An 18,782-nucleotide genomic window follows, 5' to 3' on the forward strand; every position below is an offset into this window, starting at 1 on the left:
CCACCACCCATCGGTGCGTGCAACCAACCTCTTGACGGAGTACAGCTAGCGGCTCAGTTTCGCTCCCAGGAAGAAGATTCCCGGCTGGGTCTCGAAGCCGTCGCTGGGGTTCGACTTCAGCGTCGACCTGGCGATGGTCAGCGTGCCGGTCCGGTCGTTGCTGACGAAGAAGATCGCACCGCCGCCCTCGTTCGCGTGGTTCTCGCGGATCACGGTGCCCTTGACGTTCACCGTGAACGTGTTGCCGTCGGTGTAGATTGCGCCGCCCGAGCCGCCTCCGGGGGTGCCTGCTTTGGCCGGGTTGGCGCCCCGGCCGATCGCCTTGTTGCCGGTGAACACGCTGTTGAGCACGGTCCACGAGACGCCGATGCTGCTCAGCGCGCCGCCGTTGGAGCATCGGCCTCCGGTGAAGGTGCTGTGCACGACGTACACCGACTGGTTCTGCGACTGCGACAGCACCCGGATCGCCGCGCCGCCCAGGTCGGCGCCCGTACTGTCGCAGCGGTTGTCGGTGAAGCGGGAGTTCACCACCTTCAGCCGCCCGCCGCGGACGAAGATCGCCCCTCCGCCGCCGCCCTCGGCGGTCTCGCCGGTCGCGTTGCCGCGCGTGAACGTCAGGTTCTGCACGGTCAGCCGGGGCGTGGGCTGGTCCTGGCAGTGCGAGGTGGTGAAGCGCTGGGCCGCGTCGCAGGTGTTCTGGTAGAGAATGCGGCGTTTGCCGTCGCCGCTGAGCGTCACCCGGCCACCGCCGTCGAGTACGACGTCCGGACCGTGGTCGTTGCGGACCTTGGCGGTGGCTTTCATGATGATCGTCACCGGAGCCGGCCCGCAGTTGAAGGTGATCACCCCGCCGGCTGCCACGGCCGCGACCACGGCCGCCGACGTACAGCCGGCCGGCGTGCCTTTGCCGACGACCCGGTCGGGCCGTTTGGTGTCGACGGCCCGCGCCGCGGCGGGGACCGTGGCGTCACCGCCGGGGTTGCCGGGGCTCGGGAGAGCCTGCGGCCGCTTCGATGCAGATGGGCTGGGCGTGGGTGACGAGCGGGGCGTCGGCGGCGCTGAGACCGAGGCGGATGGCAAGGCGGACACGGAGGCGGGGGACGACGGAGACACAGACGCCGGTGCCGAAGCGACCGGCGTGGGCCCATCGGACGCCCGCGGCTTGGCATCGTCCCCGCAGCCGGACAGAGCCAGGGCACAGATCACGGTCACGGTCAGCGCGGGAAACCAGGGGGATCGCACCGCGCAATGCTAGGTGCCAGCGCCCAATGGCAACAGTACTCCGACGACAGCCCGCCGGCCCGCGATCAACCGCATCTCGTCCGCTGCTGGCGAACCTGATGATTACGCCTCTTTATCCCTTGTTATGAAGGGATAACCGGATGTCGTTGGCCGGCGGGTGGGTAACAAACAATCGCTAGGTGCAAGTTTCTTTCCAGCGGCCGCGGACTCCGAGCCGGCATCGCGGCAGGTGGAACCGGCTGAGGCGTTCCAGCGTCCAGGTCAGCAGCATGTATCCGACCAACGCCGCTGCCCGACGGAGCCATCCGGTTGATCCTGGCGCGTGGCATCGTGTTCGCGGTCAGGACTACATGGTCCAACCCAGTCCCAAGGAGCGCCATGAGACTTGCTGCCACCAGCACCGCGATCGCCGCTACCACCGCGGTGATGTTGTTCGGTGCCGCGACCACCGCCCACGCCGCCAATGGGGTCGTCACCGCTCAGAACAACACCGGGTTCGTCCAGTACATCGACGCCGGCGACAAGGTCAAAGTCTGTGACACCAAGAGGAACGACGACGGCGTCATCGGCTGGATCGCGGTTCGCCAGACCAATGGGAAGTTCAAGAACTACCCGCGGATCTACGTCGGCGGCGCGGGCAAGTGCGTCACCAAGAGCCAGGACGTGACCCCGGAGAACACCTCGATCATCCTGACCGCCTGCTCGATCAGCGGCCCCAAGGGCACGCCCTACGCCTGCGGCTCCAAGATCATCAAGGGCAGCTGACCGCACAGGTGACGGTGCTCTCCTTGATCTGACCGGACCGGTTCCGGCGACACCCACAACCAGTCGCGGAGCCGGCCGGCCGCCGGATAGCCGGCCTCGAGGACCAGCACCGCCGCACTCACCGCAGCCGCCGTACGACGAAGGCCGCGTCGTGCAGCTGCTCGAGCTCGAGCAGCCGGTTGACGAGCACCTGATCGACATCGACGTCGTGCGGCGGTGAGCGCGATCGGCAGCGAGCGCCCGACAGAAGGCACATCGACTGATCCTGGCCCGAGCCCGCGTATCAGCGCAGTCCGGTTGCGGATGCTCGGAGTTGCTCAAAGTCGGTCCTCCAGCGGTGCTATGACTCGCGCGCACCTCAGCGATCAGCTGAGTACACCCGAACAACCCGCGGCCCCCCACGCAGTTCACAGCCGCGACGGAGGAGCGGCGACCCGGGGCGGGTGGGTCGAGCCCCGACGTAGGAGGGGCGAAGCGGGTGCACTTCACGCGAGCAGCTGAGTACCCCGAACAACCCGCGGCACCCCCACGCACCTCACAGCCGCGACGAAGGAGCGGCGACCCGGGGCGGGTGGGTCGAGCCCCGACGCAGGAGGGGCGAAGCGGGTGCAGTTCCGCGTAGTACAGGAGTTGTGGTTCGGCCCACAGTGGGTGAGTCTCGCCGGATGTGCGGGTGCTGGTTAGAGTCGAGCGGACACCCAATCTGCAATGGAGCAGCCTGATGGACAAGACGTACGAGTCGCCGCGGGCCGCGGTCGACGACATCGGCGACGGCGCGAGCCTCGCGGTCGGCGGCTTCGGGCTGTGTGGCAATCCGATGGAGCTGATCAGCGCTTTGCACGCGAAGGGGGTGAGCGGGCTCAGCGTCGTGTCGAACAACTGCGGCGTGGACGACTGGGGGCTCGGGATCCTGCTCGCGGACCGGCGGATCGCGAAGATGACGTCGTCGTACGTCGGGGAGAACAAGGAGTTCGCCCGGCAGTTCCTCTCCGGTGAGCTGGAGGTGGAGCTGACCCCGCAGGGCACGCTGGCGGAGAAGTTGCGCGCCGGTGGTTGCGGGATCGCCGCGTTCTTCACGCTCGCCGGCGTCGGGACCCAGGTGGCCGAGGGCGGGCTGCCGCAGAAGTACAACACCGACGGGTCGGTGGCGAAGGCCTCGGAGCCGAAGGAGACCCGCGAGATCAACGGTACGACGTACGTGCTGGAGGAATCCATCACGACCGACTTCGGCCTGGTGCACGCGCTGAAGGGCGACACGCACGGGAATCTCGTCTTCGACCGCAGCGCGCGCAACTTCAACCCGCTGGCCGCGATGGCCGGCCGGATCACGATCGCGCAGGTCGAGGAGCTGGTCCAGCCTGGTGAGCTGGACCCCGACGAGATCCATCTGCCCGGCGTCTTCGTCCAGCGAGTCGTTGCCGTCGGCAAGGGTATCGAGAAGCGGATCGAGAAGCGCACGGTGCAACCCCGCGAGGCCTACGAGGCGGCCCGCGAGAAGCTGGAGGCCTGAGATGCCACTCACCCGTGAGCAGATGGCCGCCCGGGCCGCGTCGGAGCTGGAGGACGGTTCGTACGTCAACCTCGGCATCGGCCTGCCGACGATGGTCCCGAACTACATCCCCGACGGCGTCACCGTCGTGCTGCAGAGCGAGAACGGCATCCTCGGCGTCGGCCCGTACCCGGTCGAGGGCGACGAGGACCCGGATCTGATCAACGCGGGCAAGGAGACGGTCACCACCTTGCCGGGCGCGTCGTTCTTCGACTCGTCGCTGTCGTTCGGGATGATCCGCGGCGGCGCGATCGACGCGGCGATCCTCGGCGCGATGCAGGTGTCGGCCAAGGGCGACCTGTCGAACTGGATGATCCCGGGCAAGATGGTCAAGGGTATGGGTGGCGCGATGGACCTGGTCCACGGCGCGAAGAAGGTGATCGTGCTGATGGAGCACGTCGCCAAGGACGGCTCGCACAAGATTCTCGAGGAGTGCGATCTGCCCTACACCGGCCGCGGCGTGGTCAACCGGATCATCACCGACCTGGCCGTGCTCGACGTGACGGACGACGGTCTCCAGTTGGTCGAACTGGCCGACGGCGTCACCTTCGAGGAGCTCCAGGAGAAGACCGGCGCCCCGATCAAGCAGTGAGTCGTACTCCGACGGCCGCCCGGTGAGCACCCGGGCGGCCGTCGTACGTCCGGACGCCCCGCGACCACCGAGCAGACGTCGAGCGCGCAGCCGACCCGACGACCGCCGAACAGAGCGTCGTACGCCGGGAAGTCGCCCAACGGTCGGGACGTGGCCGAGAACACGGTCGGCCGGTGCCAACCTCAGTGCGGGGTCAAGTCGTCCCACGAACATGGGCGCGGTCTTGTGGTGGGCGGTTGACTGTGCGGGAATGAAGCGGGCGAGTGGGGACAGGTGGTAGGCGTGGATGTGTTCGTGATCGGTGGGGTGGGCGTCGACACGATCGTGCGGGTGCCCGAATTGCCGTTGCCGGCCCGGGAGACGATCCCGGTCGCACCGATCGAGTCGTACGTCGGGCACACGGGGCACGGTGTCGCGCTGGGCTGCCATCGACTCGGGCTGGACGCGGCGATCGCGGACGTGATCGGTGACGACGACGAGGGCGACCGGATCCGCTGGACCTACCAGAAACTCGGCATCCCGTTCACGTCGGTCGTCTCGCCCGGCGGTACCCGGCGGGCCGTGAACCTGGTCTCTCCCGACGGGCGCCGCGTCTCGTTGTACGACGCGCGCCGGCCGCAGTACGACGGATTCAAGGTGCACCCGGATCTGTGGCGGCCGGACCTCAGCCGGACCAGGCACGTGCACGTTTCGATCATGGATTTCGCCCGGCAGGCCCTGCCGGATCTCGCGATGGCCGATTGTTCGATGTCCACCGATCTGCACGACTGGGACGGCGTCGACGACTACCACCGGGATTTCGCGACGGCCGCCGATGTGGTGTTCGTGTCGGCCGAGGCGCTGCCGGACGACGCGATCAGCTGGATCTTCGCGCACGGCCGGGCCCAGGCCGTGGTCGCGATGGCCGGTGCCGACGGCAGCTATCTCCACGTCGCGACCGAGAAGCCGGTACACATCCCTCCCGTCGAGATCCCGGAGCGGCCGGTCGTCGACACCAACGGCGCCGGGGACGCCTATGTCGCCGCCTTCCTGGCGACCTGGCTCGACGGCCGGAGCTGGCGGGAGTCGGCTCAGGCGGGTTCCATCGCCGGCGCCTGGGCCTGCGGCTCGCCCGGCACCCACACCGACCTCATCACCGCCGAACAACTGATGACCCTGGTCCTCAAGGAGCTGTCCGCCAACTGACGGCCGGTCACCCGCGCGTGAGCGGTGGGTGGAGGAAAGTAGCCGGGCCGCGCCGGAAGAGTTGCGCGGGTCGGCCTCCGTCGCGGGTGGTGGTCGTGCCGAGCGGTACGACGAATCCGTCGGTCTTGGTCGCCTTGCGATGGAAGTTGCGCGGGTCGAGCGGCGTACCCCAGACCGCTTCGTAGATCCCGCGCAGTTCCGAGATGGTGAACTCGTCGGCACAGAACGCGGTCGCCAACGGCGAGTACTCCAGCTTCGCCCGCGCCCGCTCCACCCCGTCGAGGAGGATCCGGTGATGATCGAACGCGAGCCGCTCCGGATCAGTCAGTACTTCGTCCGCAGGCACCCAGCTCGCCGAGGCGGCGTCGGTCCCGGCGACCGGCGTCGGCAGATCCGGGACCAGCGCCAGGTACGCCACGCTCACCACCCGGCCGCGGGGATCACGGCCGGGTTCGCCATACGTCGCGACTTGCTCGAGGTGGATCCGGTCGGACACCAGCCCGGTCTCCTCGGCTAGCTCCCGCCGGGCAGCGGCCTCCAGGTCCTCTACCGGCCGGACGAAGCCACCGGGTAGCGCCCAGCGGTCCTTGTGCGGCTCGATGCCGCGCCGGATCAGCAGCACCTGCAGGGAGCCGTCGCGAACAGTCAGGATCACCAGGTCGGCGGCGACGCCCATCGGCTCGAAGTCCATACGGCACACCTTAATCGTCACCTTGACGAAAAGCGATTCAGACCCTTATCGTCAGGATGACGACAAAAGAGGAGACAGTGACATGGCGGACATCACCAGGTTCCGGTTCATCAGCCACCTACGGGCCAACCCGACCACCCACGTGCGGCACCTGCGCAACGGGAAGCTCGCCCACGACGGGGCCGGCCAGGCCTTCTGGTTCCGGGCCCTGAACTCGTCCCTGAGCGAGATCCCGATCGACGACCGGGAGCAGCCGCTGCTGTTCCACGGGCGGACCGTCGACTTCCAGGACGTGGTCGTGCAGGCCACCGTGACCTACCGGGTGATCGACCCGGCGCTCGCCTCGACCAGGCTGGACTTCGGCATCGACCCCGATACCGGGTTGTGGCGAGCGACGCCCCTGGAACAACTCGGCGGCCTGCTGACGGAGCTCGCTCAACAGACCGCGCTGGACCTGCTCGCCCGGATGACGCTGACCCAGGCGCTGTCCGAGGGGATGGCGTCGCTCCGGCTCGCGGTGAGCACCGGCTTGCGCGAGGACCAGCGGCTGACGGGAATCGGGATCGGCGTCGAGGACGTCCGCGTGGTCGCAGTACGGGCTGAAAGCGATGTGGAGCGGGCGCTGCAGACGCCGACGCGCGAGATGGTGCAGCAGGCGGCCGACAAGGCGACGTACGAACGGCGCGCGATGGCCGTCGAGCGGGAGCGGTCGATCGCCGAGAACGAGCTGCAGAACCAGATCGAACTGGCCCGGCGCGAGGAACAACTCGTCACCCAGAAGGGCCAGAACGAACGCCAACGGGCGACCGAGGCCGCGGCGGCCGGACGGATCGAGACCGAGGCGTCGGCGTCCCGGCGGCGCCAGTTGGCCGAGGCGGATGCGGACGCGAAGCGGGTCCTCGGTGCGGCCGAGGCCTCCGCGGAGAAGGCCCTGCTCGAGGCGTACGCCGACCTGAGCCAGGGCACCATCCTCGCGCTCGCGATCAAGCAGGGCGCGCTGCCGGAGATCGGCACGCTCAACCTGACGCCGGATCTGATCACCCCGCTGCTGGCGAAGCTGGCGAGCCAGGAATGAGCCTGCCACCCCGGGCCGTGGTGGTGCACCGGGCGACCGAACTCACCGAACTGGTCGCCCGGCACGGCACCCGCCAGCAGGCCGGCTTCTTCCTGACCAGCCGCGGCCGCGACCTCGCGGAACTGGATGCGCGACATCAAGCCCAGCAGCAGGCGCTCGCGACCGTGTCGGCCGCGATTCCACTGGACTGGCGCCGCGCTGTTGCCGAGCGCAACGATCTGGACCGGTTCGTCTTCGGTCCGGAAGATCTGGTGATCGCGGTCGGCCAGGACGGACTGGTGGCCAACGTGGCGAAGTACCTGGACGGGCAGCCGGTGATCGGAGTCAACCCGGAGCCGGGCCGCAACCCCGGCGTACTGGTTCCGCATGAGCCTGACGCCGTACTGGAGTTGCTGCGCGGTTTCAATGTCGAGGAGCGGACGATGGTTGCCGCCAGCACCGATGACGGGCAGAAGTTGCTGGCTTTGAACGAGGTGTACGTGGGGCATCGGACGCATCAGTCGGCGCGGTACCGGCTCGCGTCCCCGGAGGGTCTGGAGGAGCGGCAGTCCTCATCAGGTATGCTGGTCGGCACCGGCACAGGGTCAACGGGGTGGTGCCGCTCAGCCTGGCAGGAACGCCGCTCGACACTGCCGCTGCCCGGACCGACAGACGCCTCTCTCTGCTGGTTCGTGCGCGAGGCGTGGCCGTCGCCCGCGACCGGAACCTCCTGCACAGAAGGCCTACTGACGGCTGCCGACCACTTGACCGTCACCGCCGAGTCCGACCTGGTCGTCTTCGGCGACGGAATCGAATCCGACACCCTGTCGCTCACCTGGGGCCAGCGCGCCGAGATCGCGATCGCCGAAACGCGTCTCCGCCTCGCCCGCTGAGCAACCACAGCCCCGTTCCGGGTCGGTGGCTTTCTCAGGGGTGAGCCGGGGTTATTCCGCCTATACGGCGTATAGGTAATTGCTTTTGAATGATGTGCATGACCACGAAGGACCGAATTGTCGCTGCCGCCAGTTGGCTGCTCACCGAGAAGGGCGCCGACGGTGTCAGCATGCGCCGGGTCGCGGCGGCGGTGGGGATCACGCCGATGGCGATCTATCAGTACTTCCCCCACCGGGACGCCTTGCTGCACGAGGTAGCCGACGCCGCGTTCGCGGAACTGATGGCGCGGTGGGCAGCGGAGCCACGCAGTACGGCGGCCGATGCGCGGCTGCGGGAGATGCTCGTCGATCACGTCGACTTCGCGCTCGCCCAGCCGCGGCTCTACGCGTACATGTTCACCGAGCGGCGCGACCAGGCCCGGCAGTTCCCGGCCGATTTCAAGGCGCGCAAGTCGCCCACCTTCACGCTGCTCGCCGACGCCATCGAGGCCGGCGTCGAGCAGCAACTCTTCCGTGACGACGACATCTGGGAGTCCAGCCTGATGATCGCCGCCTTCCTGCACGGCTTGATCCAGCTCTACCACGGCGACCGGATCGGCATGCCCGCCGACGATTTCCGCGCCCTCTGCCTGAGCCTGGGCGAAAGGATGATCGATGGACTCCGTCGCTGACCACCCCCGCCGGTACGCCGTACTTGCGATCCTGCTCACCGCCACAGCCCTGTACTTCGGGTCCGGGCTGACCACCATTCCCGCGCTCACCTGGCTTGCACCACTGCCCGTCTTCCTGCTCGCGCCTCGCGTCAGCGGCCGCCTCGCAGCATTGACCGCCTTCGCCGGCTGGTCACTCGGACTGGCGAATCTCTGGCGGTATCTCCTGAAGGATCTCGAGCTTCCACCGCCGACGCTCAGCTTCCTGCTGCTCCTCGCCGGTGTCTTCACCGCAACGGTCCTGCTGTTTCGCGCCTTGGCGGTTCGTCGCCGATTTGTCCTTGCTGCGTTGGCAGGACCGGCTTGCTGGGCGGCTTGCGACTTCCTGATTGCCACAGTGTCACCGCACGGCACCTTCACGAGCCTCGCCTACACCCAGGCCGAGGTACGCCCAGTAGTGCAGCTTGCTTCACTGACCGGCCCCTGGGGCATCACCTTTCTGCTCATGCTTCCCGCCGCCGTACTGGCGATCATCTTTGCCCCAGGCGTCAAGCGCCGTGCCGTACTCCAGATCTCCATCGGCTTCGCAATGGTTGCCCTAGGCACCATCGGGTACGGCGCCTGGCGGCTGAACGACTCCACGAGCACCAAACCGCCGATCCGGATCGCGGTCGTGTCCGCCAACACCGACGACGACTCGAACTGGACAACGCCCGGAGGTCCGTCGATCCTGCGGAACTACACCCGCGCGATCAACGAGGCCGCTCGACAAGGCGCTCAGGTCGTCCTCCTACCGGAGAAGATCATCGACATCCAGGCCGCCGCCCTCCCCGGCCTGTCGACCAGCTTCCAAAAGCTTGCTACGAGCAACAAGATCACGCTTGTCGTCGGACTGACCGTCTTCGGTGACCAGGGCAACGACTACAACCGCGCACTGGTGTTCTCGCCGGCCGGCGGCGCCCCGACGGCGTACGACAAACATCACCTGATCCCCGCGCTGGAGCCGTACGCCTCAGGTGATCACCTCGGCCTGCTGGCGGGTCCGGCCGGCGAGCGCTGGGGAGTGCTGATCTGCAAGGACCTGGACTTCCCGGCCCTTTCGCGCCAGTACGGCAAGGGGGACGTCGACCTGCTCCTCGTCCCCGCCCTCGACTTCGACAACGACGGTTGGCTGCACAGCCGAATGGCTCTGCTCCGCGGCATCGAGAACGGCATCCCGATGGCCCGCGACGGCAGCAAAGGCCTCCTGACCCTGACCGACCAACACGGCCGGGTCGTGAGCGAACGCCCCGCCGCCTCCAACCAGTCGGCGACTCTCATCGGCACCCTGACACCCGGTATCGCCTCGACGCCGTACACCCGACTGGGCGACTGGTTCGCCTACCTCTGCGTCATCCTCACCGTGGGCTGCTGCTGGTCAGCGCGACCACGACGTCGACGTTCGAGCGGACATCGTCCCAACGCCCTTTGAAGGCGCAGTACGCGATGGCGTCGAGTCCGATGTGGATCAGGTACGCGTGCAGGCGCTCCCGCGCGTTGACCGGAGCTGAACGGGAGGCGGCCCAGTGAGCCGACAACTCGGACTTGATGTCGATGGAGCGCCACTGTGGGTACCAGGGCCACCAGTAGATCAGCCAGGCCGCGTCGTAGAGGCTGTCGCCGTGCGCGGCATTGCCCCAGTCCAGCACCGCAGAGACACCGTCGTCAGAGCAGAGGACGTTGCGGTTCAGCAGATCGCTATGGATCATCCGGCGATCGTCCGGCAGGTAGGGCGCAAGTGCGGCGAGGGCGGCCGATCCGGCCTCGAACGGCTCCAGCCCGAACTCCGAGGCAGCCAGCGCCGCGCGCCAGCCAGGAACCCGCTCCGTCTCGGTCCCGATCGCCAGCAACGCCTCAGCCCACGACCCGTACGGCGCTCGGCCGCCCGGACTCCATCCCCCATAGCCCTCCGCCCCACCGATCTCGAGGTCGCCGATCTCGTCAAGCATGGCCAGCAGACTCGGCAACACCCGAGTCAGCTCAGCTCTGGAAAGATCGTCGAGGGCAAGACCGTGCGCTCGAGCAGAGACCGCATAGTGCCAGCCGTCGAACTCGCCTCTCGCGAGGACGGCCGGCACCGGAAGTGCGGGACCGGCAACGCGGGCAACGACCTCGTCCTTGGCGAAGTCCGTTCCGTGCTTGCCGACCCGCAACACCACCTCTGCATCATCGAGGGTCAGCTCGAAGGCCTGAGACCACTCGCCGGCTGCCAACTGCTTCGGTTCGGTCGCCCGTACTCCGAAGGTCTCGCGCACCAGCCGTTTCGCCAGTTCAGGCAACGTTCCGGCAGACACACCAGGGATGTCAGAACCCCCTTCAACCGCTGATGGAGGTGTTGTTGCCGGTGGAACCCACGCAGCGCGCGGCGGTCAGCACTAGCTGATTGGTGTACATCGCACCACCACATCCCATGGACAGCCTCACCATCCACGGAAACTCACCTAGCGCCGCGCGGGTTCCACCGACGACTCGGGGGCTCGGATCACCTTGGGCGGAGGTGGTCCGGGCACTCGCCGAGTGGGCCGGCACGATGACCAGGGCGGCGGTCATCGCACCCAAGAGGGCGGTCTTCACAGCAGCAGTCACAAGCCGGGTCGGACTCAGACGCATCGGGTGTCTCCTCATCGCCTCACGAAGGAGTTGCACAGTTTGTACACCCTCCAGCACAGCCGGTGATGGCACTGGAGTGCGAGGGCACCGATGCGCCGGGATTGAGACCCAACCGAAACGGGGTTCGCTGACGGCAAAGAGAACTCACGCCAGAATTGGAACAGCAGCCCGGCGGCGCTCAGGTGGTCCGTCGCCGGGCTGCTGGACCTCAATTCTCGCTCACAACTGCGCAGAAATGGTGGCCAGATGGTGACACGGCACAAGAATGCTGACGGAACAACAATTATCGCTCGGTGCACCTGCCGGGATACGGACAGTGCTCACAAGGTGTTGCAGCCCGTCTTACCCTGGACTGGCGGTAGCCGCCAGTGACCGCAGTGGGGAGGGAGGGAAGAGCCATGAGCTCGACCGACACGGAGCGTGCCGACCACTTACGGGTGCTCGGTCTCAGCGACGATGAGATCCGGGTCTACCAGCATCTGCTCCGGACCGGACCGTCCTCGGTCACCGAGCTGGACCAGGCCGTGCCCGACCAGGCGGCCGGGATCGAGACCACCCTGGGCGGACTGGTCACCGCCGGCCTGGCCCGGCGCTCGGGAACAGACCACTCGAGGTTCCTGCCGGTGCCACCCGATGCCGGCCTGGAGGCGCTCACCCTGCGCCGCGAGTCCGAGCTCAAGCAGGCCCGGATCGAGGTCCTCAACGCCTACGACGAGTTCCGCCGGACCGTCCACAACGAGTCCACCACCCACCTGATCGAAGTGGTCAGCGGTACGGCGATCGTCGAGCGGATCAACCAGATCAAGGGCAGTGCGCAACGCGAGATCCTCGCCATCGACTCCCCGCCGTACTACCTCGGCGCGGGGCCGAACCAGATGGAGATCGAGCAGCTCAGCCGCAACGTCGCGTACCGGGTGGTCTACTCGCCGGAGTCCGTCGAGGTGCCCGGCTACCTGACCGAGAACATCCTGCCCTGCGTGGAAGCCGGCGAGCAGGCGCGCGTGCTGCCCGACGTACCGGCGAAGCTGACCATCATCGACGGCTCGATCGCGTTCGTGTCGATGTCGGTGCGCGACACCGATGTGAACCGGTCCCTGCTGATCATCCGGCCGAGCAGCCTGCTCACCGCGCTGATCGGCATGTTCGAGCTCTGCTGGCGTAACGCGCTGCCACTGCACGCGTCCGTCGGCGCCGAGGACGACCGGCTGGAACCGATCGAACGCCGGCTACTGGCCCTCCTGGCGACGGGCGCAGCAGACGACACGATCGCCCGCACCCTGGGCATCAGCCGCCGCACGTTCTTCCGTTACCTGGAACGGTTGATGAATCGCACCGGCGCGAGTACGCGTTTTCAATTGGCATTGCACGCGGCCCGGGAGAATTGGCTGTAAAACAATGGGACCCCGGGCCGATCGCCCGGGGTCCCAGCGCATTTGTTCTTACTTGGCTGCGGTGAATTCCTTGGCGACGACCTCGGCGATCTGCGCCGTGTTGAGCGCGGCGCCCTTTCGCAGGTTGTCGCCGCAGACGAACAACTCCAGCGCCTGCGGGTCGTCCAGCGACTTGCGGATCCGGCCGACCCAGGTCGGGTCGGTGCCGACGACGTCGGCGGGCGTCGGGAACTCGGCTTCGGCCGGGTTGTCGAACACGAGTACGCCGGGTGCGTCCCGTAGTACCTCGCGGGCCTCGTCCACGTCGACCTCGCGGCCGAACCGCGCGTGCACCGACAGCGAGTGGGTCGTGATCACCGGGACCCGCACACAGGTCGCGGACACCTTCAGATCAGGCAGGTTCAGGATCTTCCGCGACTCGTTGCGGACCTTGAGCTCCTCCGACGACCAGCCGTCGTCCTTGAGCGAACCGGCCCACGGTACGACGTTCATCGCCAGCGGCGCAGGGAACGGCCCGAGCGCGTTGCCGATCACCCGGCGTACGTCGCCAGGTGTCGTCCCGAGCTCCCGGTTGCCGGCCACCTTCATCAGCTGGTCGTAGAGCGCGTCGATGCCTTCCTGGCCGGCACCCGAGGCCGCCTGGTACGACGCGACGATGAGCTGCTCCAGCTCGTACCGGTGGTGCAACGCACCCATCGCGACGATCATCGAGAGCGTTGTGCAGTTCGGGTTCGAGATGATCCCCTTCGGCCGGTTGCGGGCCGCCTCGGCGTTCACCTCGGGCACCACCAGCGGCACCTCGGGATCCATCCGGAACGCGCCGGAGTTGTCCACCACGACAGCACCCTTGGCGGCCGCGATCGGCGCCCAGTGCAGCGACACCTCGTCCGGTACGTCGAACATCGCCACGTCGACCCCGTCGAAGGCGTCCGCGCTGATCGCGACCACTTCGACTTCCTCGCCGCGCACCTTGAGCCGTTTGCCTGCCGAGCGCTCCGACGCGATCAGACGGATCTCACCCCAGACGTTCTCCCGGGTGGAGAGCAGGGTGAGCATCACCGTGCCGACGGCCCCGGTCGCGCCGACCACCGCCAGCGTAGGGAGTCCCGTCCGGTCCTCGGTCCGATCCAGCGTTGCGCTCACAGGGGTCACCGTCCTGTTCCTCCGTAGACGACAGCTTGGGTGTGCTCGTCGTCCAGGTCGAATGCGGTGTGCGCCGCGGTCACGGCGGCGTCCACCAGGTTCTCGTCCACTACCACCGAGATCCGGATCTCCGAGGTGGAGATCATCTCGATGTTCACACCGGCGTCGGCCAGGGCGGAGAAGAACTTCGCCGAGACACCGGGGTGCGAACGCATCCCGACGCCGATCACCGACACCTTGCCGATCTGGTCGTCGTACAGCAGTTGCTCGTAGCCGACCTCGTCCTTCATCCGGGCCAGCGCGGACATCGCCCGGGCACCGTCGGCGCGGGGCAGCGTGAAGGAGATGTCGGTCCGGTTGGTGGCGACCGCCGAGACGTTCTGGACGATCATGTCGATGTTGGTCTCGGCATTGGCGACCGTCTCGAAGATCCGGGCCGCCTCACCCGGCTTGTCGGGTACGCCGACCACGGTGATCTTGGCCTCGCCACGGTCGTGGGCCACGCCGGAGATGATCGCCTGTTCCATGTTCTGAATATCCTTCGCATCGACGACCCAGGTGCCTTCCTTCTGGGAGAAGGACGAGCGCACGTGGACGGGGACGTTGTAGCGCCGCGCGTACTCCACGCAGCGCAGGTGCAGGACTTTCGCGCCGCAGGCAGCCATCTCGAGCATCTCCTCGTAGGAGATCTTCGGGATCTGCTTGGCGGCCGGCACGATCCGCGGATCCGCGGTGAAGATGCCGTCCACGTCGGTGTAGATCTCGCAGTAGTCCGCTTCCAGTGCCGCGGCCAGTGCGACCGCGGTGGTGTCGGACGCGCCGCGGCCCATCGTGGTGATGTCCTTGGTGTCCTGCGCGACGCCCTGGAACCCGGCGACGATCGCGACGTGGCCCTCGGCCAGCGAGTCCTCGATCCGGCCCGGCGTGATGTCGATGATCCGCGCGTTCCCGTGCGCCGCTGTGGTGATCACACCGGCCTGCGACCCGGTGAACGACCGCGCTTCGTAGCCGAGGTTCGCGATCGCCATCGCCAGCAGCGCCGCGGAGATCCGCTCACCCGAGGTGAGCAGCATGTCCAGTTCGCGCGGTGGCGGTAGCGGAGAGACCTGCTTGGCCAGATCCATCAGTTCGTCGGTGGTGTCCCCCATGGCGGAGATGACCACCACCACGTCGTTCCCGGCCTTCTTCGTCGCGACGATCCGTTGGGCCACGCGCTTGATGCAATCGGCGTCAGCGACCGAAGAACCGCCGTACTTGTGCACGACGCGTCCCACAGAGCAGCTCCTCATAGCTTGAATCCCCAGCGGCAACACTGGTTGCGGTACGCCGTGCCGCGCTGCACAAGACGTAGTCGTTCGGGGTCATTCTAGCCGTGAACGCCTCGTTGTCTCCCGGCTGACCAGCACCTGGTCGCTGCTGAGCAGACCACTTGTTCATATAAGTCATGACTGAAATAGTGGCGGCATGCACGCCTTCGACATCCTCGGCGATCCGGTCCGCCGCCGGATCCTGGAACTGCTGGCCGATGCCGAGCTCCCGGCCGGCAGCATCGCGAGCACGATCGGGGCCGAGTTCGGCATCAGCCAGCCCGCCGTCTCACAGCATCTGCGCGTACTGCGGGACAACGGCTTCGCCACCGTCACCGTCGACGGCACCCGCCGCCTGTACGCCGTGGCGCCCGCGCCGCTCCAGGAGATCGACGCGTGGCTGGACCGCTACCGCAAGTTCTGGACGAACCGCCTGGACGCCCTGGACACCGAGCTCCGTCGCGGCCGTCGCGCCGCCCAAAGGACGCCTGAAGACGGCCCAAAATAGTTTCTGCGCAAAATGTCGATCTGCCGGTCGACCGGTCGACGCAGCGGTGAAGGCAACCAGCCGACACCGATGAGGAGACCACCATGAGGAAGATCGTCGCCAGCCTGTTCATCTCACTCGACGGAGTCGTGGAGGCGCCGGAGACCTGGCACTTCCCGTACTTCAACGACGAGATGGGCGCTGTCGTCAGCTCGCTGTCCGAGACCGCGGACGCCATGCTGCTGGGTCGCAAGACCTATCAGATGTTCGCGGGCTACTGGCCGAACGTCGGCCCGGACGAAGAGATGGGCCCACTGATGAACGAGACGCCGAAGCTGGTCGTCTCGACCACCCTGGACAAGGTCGACGAGTGGCAGAACTCGACGCTGTTACAGGGCGACCCGTTCGAAGCACTGACCGCACTGAAGAACGAGCCCGGCAAGAACCTGAACACGGTCGGCAGCATCACGCTGGTGCGATCGCTGCTCCGTGCGAAGGTGCTGGACGAGCTGCACCTGCTCATCCACCCGATCGCCGTCGGACACGGCGAGCGGCTGTTCGACGAGGGCGAGACCCAGCCACTCGAGCTGGTCTCGAGCACCACTTTCAGCACCGGCGTACTGCACACCGTCTACCGCCCGGCCTGACCACTCAGGTCGCGACAGCTGCCGCCGCCTCGGGGACCGATTCCTCCGAGGCGGGGCGGTTGGGCGGGATGCGGATCAGCGTGATGGCGGCCAGGAAGGTGAGGACGGCGGCGAGCACCCAGACGTACTCGACGCCGAACGACTCGACGACCTGGCCGGCGACCGAGGAGCCGATCGCACCGCCGACCATTCCGGCACTCACCATCCAGCCGAACACCTCGGTACGCACCGAATCGGGAGTGAGGGCGCCGAGCCGTTCGTACAGGGCACCGACGGTCGGCGCGAGCACGCAACCGGCGAGCAGCAGGCCGATGCCGAGCGACACCGATGACCGGGTGGCGAAAACGCACGACAGCATGCCGAGCGACACCAGCAGGGCCCGGCGCCAGACGTACGAGTCCCGCCTGCCCGGCAGTGCACCCATCACGAGTCCGCCGAGCAGGCTTCCGATCGCCCAGACGGTCTCCAGTACGCCGGCGATCAACCGATTGCCGTGGTCATCGGCGAACGCCACGATGCCCAGCGACACCGACGCGAACGAGGTCACACACAACCCGAACGCGAAGATCAGCGGTAGCCGGTGCCGATGCCACAACAACTGCGGAGCGGTGAGCCGCGCACCTGCCGACTCGTCATGAGGCAGTGCCGGCGGCTGACGCAGCCCGAACCACCAGATCGACCCTGCCGCCAACAGAGCAGCAGCCAGTACTCCGGCGCGCGGGTTGAGGAAGCTCACAGTCACGGCGCCCAGCATCGGGCCGACAGCGAAGAGCACCTCCTGCGCGGTCGCATCCAGCGCGTACACCGTGCGCAACTGCGATCCCTGGACCAGCCGTGGCCACGCAGCTCGGCAGGTAGATGTCACAGGGGCCACGACGACCCCTGCGAGGCCGGAGACCACTGGCATCAGCCGGTACCAGTCGGAGGGCAGCAGTGCGAGCACAGCCATCGCCACGCCCCAGGCAACGCCGGTGCCGATGACAACCCACCGGCCGCCTCGCCGGTCGGCCAGCCGCGACCAGATCGGGCCGCCGATCGCCATTCCGATCGAATAGGTACCGGCGACGACGCCCGCCCAGCCGAAGTTGCCGGCGGCATCCTTGGCCAGGAAGGAGACCGGGATCAGTGCCGCCATCACCGGGAGACGTGCCAGCAGGGCCGCACCCATCAGGGTCACGACGGGCCGGTTCCTCCAGAGCAGGCGGTACATCGACAGGTCCATAGCTTGCATTCTGTCCTGTCGCAGGAGGGTGCGCCTCAGCATTTCTCCCTATCCGGCGACGGTGGCGATCACTAGTGAGTTGGCTGCGACTATGCGAACATATGTTCGTGTCGTCGGGCCTGGAGGCGGATATCCTGCATGCCGATCTGGACGCGTTCTACGCGTCGGTCGAGCAGCGCGACGACCCACGCCTGCGCGGCCGGCCGGTGATCGTCGGTGCCGGAGTCGTGCTGGCCTGCAGTTACGAGGCGAAGGCCTACGGCGTCCGTACGGCGATGAACGGCGGCCAGGCGCTCCGCCGCTGCCCGGGCGCCATCGTGGTTCCGCCGCGCATGTCGGCGTACTCCGAAGCCAGCAAGGCGGTCTTCAAGGTGTTCGAGGACACCACGCCGCTGGTGGAAGGGCTGTCGATCGACGAGGCGTTCCTCGACGTCGGCGGGCTGCGCAAGATCTCCGGCGCCCCGGTCGACATCGCGCGCCGGCTGCGGACCGAAGTACTGGCTCGCGTCGGTCTGCCGATCACGGTCGGCGTGGCCCGGACGAAGTTCCTCGCGAAGGTGGCCAGTGGCGTCGCGAAGCCGGATGGGTTGCTGGTGGTGCCGCCGGACGAGGAACTGGAGTTTCTGCATCCGTTGGCCGTCGAGCGGTTGTGGGGCGTCGGCGAGGTGACCGCAGAGAAGCTGCGCAACCGAGGACTGCGGACGGTCGGCGATGTGGCGATGCTGCCCGAGGCGGCGTTGATCTCGATGCTCGGCCGGGCCTCGGGGCGACACCTGCACGCACTGGCACACAACCGGGACCCGCGTCCGATCGAGGTCGGCCGCCGGCGGCGCTCGATCGGCTCACAACGGGCGTTGGGGCGGTCACCCAAGTCTGCGGAGACGCTGGACGCCGTACTGGCCGGGCTGGTGGATCGGGTCACGCGGCGGATGCGGTCGGCGGAGCGGGCCGGGCGCACGGTCACCCTGCGGTTGCGGTTCGACGACTTCAGCCGGGCGACCCGGTCACATACGTTGCCTCAGGCAACCGGTCAGACGCGGGCGATCCTGGTCACCGCGCGATCGCTGATGGCGGCAGCCCGGCCGATGATCGAGAAGCAGGGCATCACCATGGTCGGCATCTCGGTCGGCAACCTGGAGAACGAGAAGACCGTGCAACTGGCGCTGCCGTTCGACAAGGCCGCCAACGACGAACTGGACTCGGCGCTGGACGGAGTACGGGACAAGTTCGGCTCCAACGCCATCACGCGGGGAACGCTGCTGGGGCGCGACCAAGGGCTCGCCGTACCGATGCTACCGGACTGAGTTTCCCTTTG

20 protein-coding genes are annotated in these 18,782 nt (G+C 67.5%); 12 read left to right on the top strand and 8 right to left on the bottom strand.

Annotation, left to right across the window (positions count from 1 at the left end; all coding sequences use genetic code 11):
• Positions 1-45: 45 nt before the first annotated feature.
• Complete coding sequence (locus DIZ26_RS14975) at positions 46-1,242, bottom strand: hypothetical protein (protein WP_232828357.1); 1,197 nt, start codon at positions 1,240-1,242, stop codon at positions 46-48.
• A gap of 378 nt (positions 1,243-1,620) precedes the next feature.
• On the opposite strand from DIZ26_RS14975, the gene DIZ26_RS14980 reads away from it, so the two are divergent.
• Entirely contained in the window at positions 1,621-2,007 is a 387-nt protein-coding gene (locus tag DIZ26_RS14980) for a hypothetical protein (RefSeq protein ID WP_112241603.1), read from the top strand.
• Positions 2,008-2,125: 118 nt separating this feature from the next.
• Here DIZ26_RS14980 and DIZ26_RS37465 read toward each other — a convergent pair whose 3' ends face one another.
• A complete protein-coding gene (locus DIZ26_RS37465) occupies positions 2,126-2,263 on the bottom strand; it encodes a hypothetical protein (protein ID WP_157979720.1) in 138 nt (45 codons plus the stop codon).
• A 465-nt stretch (positions 2,264-2,728) separates the two neighbouring features.
• On the opposite strand from DIZ26_RS37465, the gene DIZ26_RS14985 reads away from it, so the two are divergent.
• The 3 genes from DIZ26_RS14985 (at position 2,729) to DIZ26_RS14995 (ending at position 5,333) form a co-directional block, all read left to right on the top strand.
• Positions 2,729-3,517, top strand: a complete 789-nt coding sequence (locus DIZ26_RS14985; RefSeq protein WP_112241605.1) for a CoA transferase subunit A — start codon at positions 2,729-2,731, stop codon at positions 3,515-3,517.
• A 1-nt stretch (position 3,518) separates the two neighbouring features.
• Entirely contained in the window at positions 3,519-4,148 is a 630-nt protein-coding gene (locus DIZ26_RS14990; RefSeq protein WP_112241607.1) for a CoA transferase subunit B, read from the top strand.
• A gap of 282 nt (positions 4,149-4,430) precedes the next feature.
• Positions 4,431-5,333 (top strand): carbohydrate kinase family protein, encoded by a 903-nt coding sequence (locus tag DIZ26_RS14995; protein WP_232828358.1) that lies wholly within the window; start codon positions 4,431-4,433, stop codon positions 5,331-5,333.
• A gap of 7 nt (positions 5,334-5,340) precedes the next feature.
• Here the strand turns inward: DIZ26_RS14995 and DIZ26_RS15000 are convergent, their stop codons facing one another.
• Positions 5,341-6,024: an NUDIX hydrolase gene (locus DIZ26_RS15000; protein WP_232828359.1), complete on the bottom strand. Its 684-nt coding sequence runs from the start codon at positions 6,022-6,024 to the stop codon at positions 5,341-5,343.
• An 82-nt stretch (positions 6,025-6,106) separates the two neighbouring features.
• Here DIZ26_RS15000 and DIZ26_RS15005 point away from each other — a divergent pair, with 82 nt between their 5' ends.
• The 4 genes from DIZ26_RS15005 to DIZ26_RS15020 all read left to right on the top strand — a co-directional run bounded on the left by DIZ26_RS15005 (position 6,107) and on the right by DIZ26_RS15020 (position 10,092).
• Positions 6,107-7,099 (top strand): SPFH domain-containing protein, encoded by a 993-nt coding sequence (locus DIZ26_RS15005; protein WP_112241611.1) that lies wholly within the window; start codon positions 6,107-6,109, stop codon positions 7,097-7,099.
• Positions 7,096-7,971 carry an NAD(+)/NADH kinase gene (locus DIZ26_RS15010; RefSeq protein ID WP_112241613.1) on the top strand — a complete coding sequence of 292 codons (876 nt, stop codon included), beginning with the start codon at positions 7,096-7,098 and terminating at the stop codon, positions 7,969-7,971. The genes DIZ26_RS15005 and DIZ26_RS15010 overlap by 4 nt, the downstream gene beginning before the upstream one ends.
• A gap of 98 nt (positions 7,972-8,069) precedes the next feature.
• Positions 8,070-8,642 (top strand): TetR/AcrR family transcriptional regulator, encoded by a 573-nt coding sequence (locus tag DIZ26_RS15015; RefSeq protein WP_198676103.1) that lies wholly within the window; start codon positions 8,070-8,072, stop codon positions 8,640-8,642.
• Positions 8,626-10,092, top strand: coding sequence for an apolipoprotein N-acyltransferase (locus DIZ26_RS15020; protein WP_112241615.1), 1,467 nt, complete (start codon positions 8,626-8,628; stop codon positions 10,090-10,092). Before DIZ26_RS15015 ends, DIZ26_RS15020 begins: the two co-directional genes overlap by 17 nt.
• On the opposite strand, the gene DIZ26_RS15025 is transcribed toward DIZ26_RS15020, so the two are convergent.
• Together DIZ26_RS15025 and DIZ26_RS15030 are read right to left on the bottom strand one after the other, a co-directional pair.
• Positions 10,019-10,954 carry an aminoglycoside phosphotransferase family protein gene (locus DIZ26_RS15025; RefSeq protein ID WP_198676104.1) on the bottom strand — a complete coding sequence of 312 codons (936 nt, stop codon included), beginning with the start codon at positions 10,952-10,954 and terminating at the stop codon, positions 10,019-10,021. The two genes, DIZ26_RS15020 and DIZ26_RS15025, sit on opposite strands and share 74 nt — an antisense overlap.
• Positions 10,955-10,976: 22 nt before the next feature.
• The gene (locus DIZ26_RS15030) at positions 10,977-11,270 is read right to left on the bottom strand and encodes a trypsin-like serine protease (protein ID WP_232828360.1); all 294 of its coding nucleotides are present in this window, start codon (positions 11,268-11,270) and stop codon (positions 10,977-10,979) included.
• A gap of 398 nt (positions 11,271-11,668) precedes the next feature.
• Here DIZ26_RS15030 and DIZ26_RS15035 point away from each other — a divergent pair, with 398 nt between their 5' ends.
• Positions 11,669-12,661 carry a helix-turn-helix domain-containing protein gene (locus DIZ26_RS15035; RefSeq protein ID WP_112241619.1) on the top strand — a complete coding sequence of 331 codons (993 nt, stop codon included), beginning with the start codon at positions 11,669-11,671 and terminating at the stop codon, positions 12,659-12,661.
• A gap of 48 nt (positions 12,662-12,709) precedes the next feature.
• On the opposite strand, the gene DIZ26_RS15040 is transcribed toward DIZ26_RS15035, so the two are convergent.
• Both DIZ26_RS15040 and DIZ26_RS15045 read right to left on the bottom strand, forming a co-directional pair.
• A complete protein-coding gene (locus DIZ26_RS15040) occupies positions 12,710-13,813 on the bottom strand; it encodes an aspartate-semialdehyde dehydrogenase (protein WP_112241621.1) in 1,104 nt (367 codons plus the stop codon).
• A complete protein-coding gene (locus DIZ26_RS15045; protein ID WP_112241623.1) occupies positions 13,810-15,078 on the bottom strand; it encodes an aspartate kinase in 1,269 nt (422 codons plus the stop codon). The genes DIZ26_RS15040 and DIZ26_RS15045 overlap by 4 nt, the downstream gene beginning before the upstream one ends.
• A gap of 190 nt (positions 15,079-15,268) precedes the next feature.
• Here DIZ26_RS15045 and DIZ26_RS15050 point away from each other — a divergent pair, with 190 nt between their 5' ends.
• Entirely contained in the window at positions 15,269-15,619 is a 351-nt protein-coding gene (locus DIZ26_RS15050) for an ArsR/SmtB family transcription factor (RefSeq protein WP_112241625.1), read from the top strand.
• 83 nt (positions 15,620-15,702) lie between these two features.
• Positions 15,703-16,245 carry a dihydrofolate reductase family protein gene (locus tag DIZ26_RS15055; protein ID WP_112241627.1) on the top strand — a complete coding sequence of 181 codons (543 nt, stop codon included), beginning with the start codon at positions 15,703-15,705 and terminating at the stop codon, positions 16,243-16,245.
• A 4-nt stretch (positions 16,246-16,249) separates the two neighbouring features.
• Here the strand turns inward: DIZ26_RS15055 and DIZ26_RS15060 are convergent, their stop codons facing one another.
• Positions 16,250-17,467 carry an MFS transporter gene (locus DIZ26_RS15060; RefSeq protein WP_232828361.1) on the bottom strand — a complete coding sequence of 406 codons (1,218 nt, stop codon included), beginning with the start codon at positions 17,465-17,467 and terminating at the stop codon, positions 16,250-16,252.
• A gap of 101 nt (positions 17,468-17,568) precedes the next feature.
• On the opposite strand from DIZ26_RS15060, the gene dinB reads away from it, so the two are divergent.
• Positions 17,569-18,771 carry a DNA polymerase IV gene (gene dinB, locus DIZ26_RS15065; RefSeq protein WP_112241631.1) on the top strand — a complete coding sequence of 401 codons (1,203 nt, stop codon included), beginning with the start codon at positions 17,569-17,571 and terminating at the stop codon, positions 18,769-18,771.
• The last annotated feature ends 11 nt before the right edge of the window (positions 18,772-18,782 follow it).

The sequence above is a fragment of the Kribbella monticola genome (assembly GCF_003261635.1).
In the GTDB taxonomy this organism is placed as follows: Bacteria; Actinomycetota; Actinomycetes; order Propionibacteriales; family Kribbellaceae; genus Kribbella; species Kribbella monticola.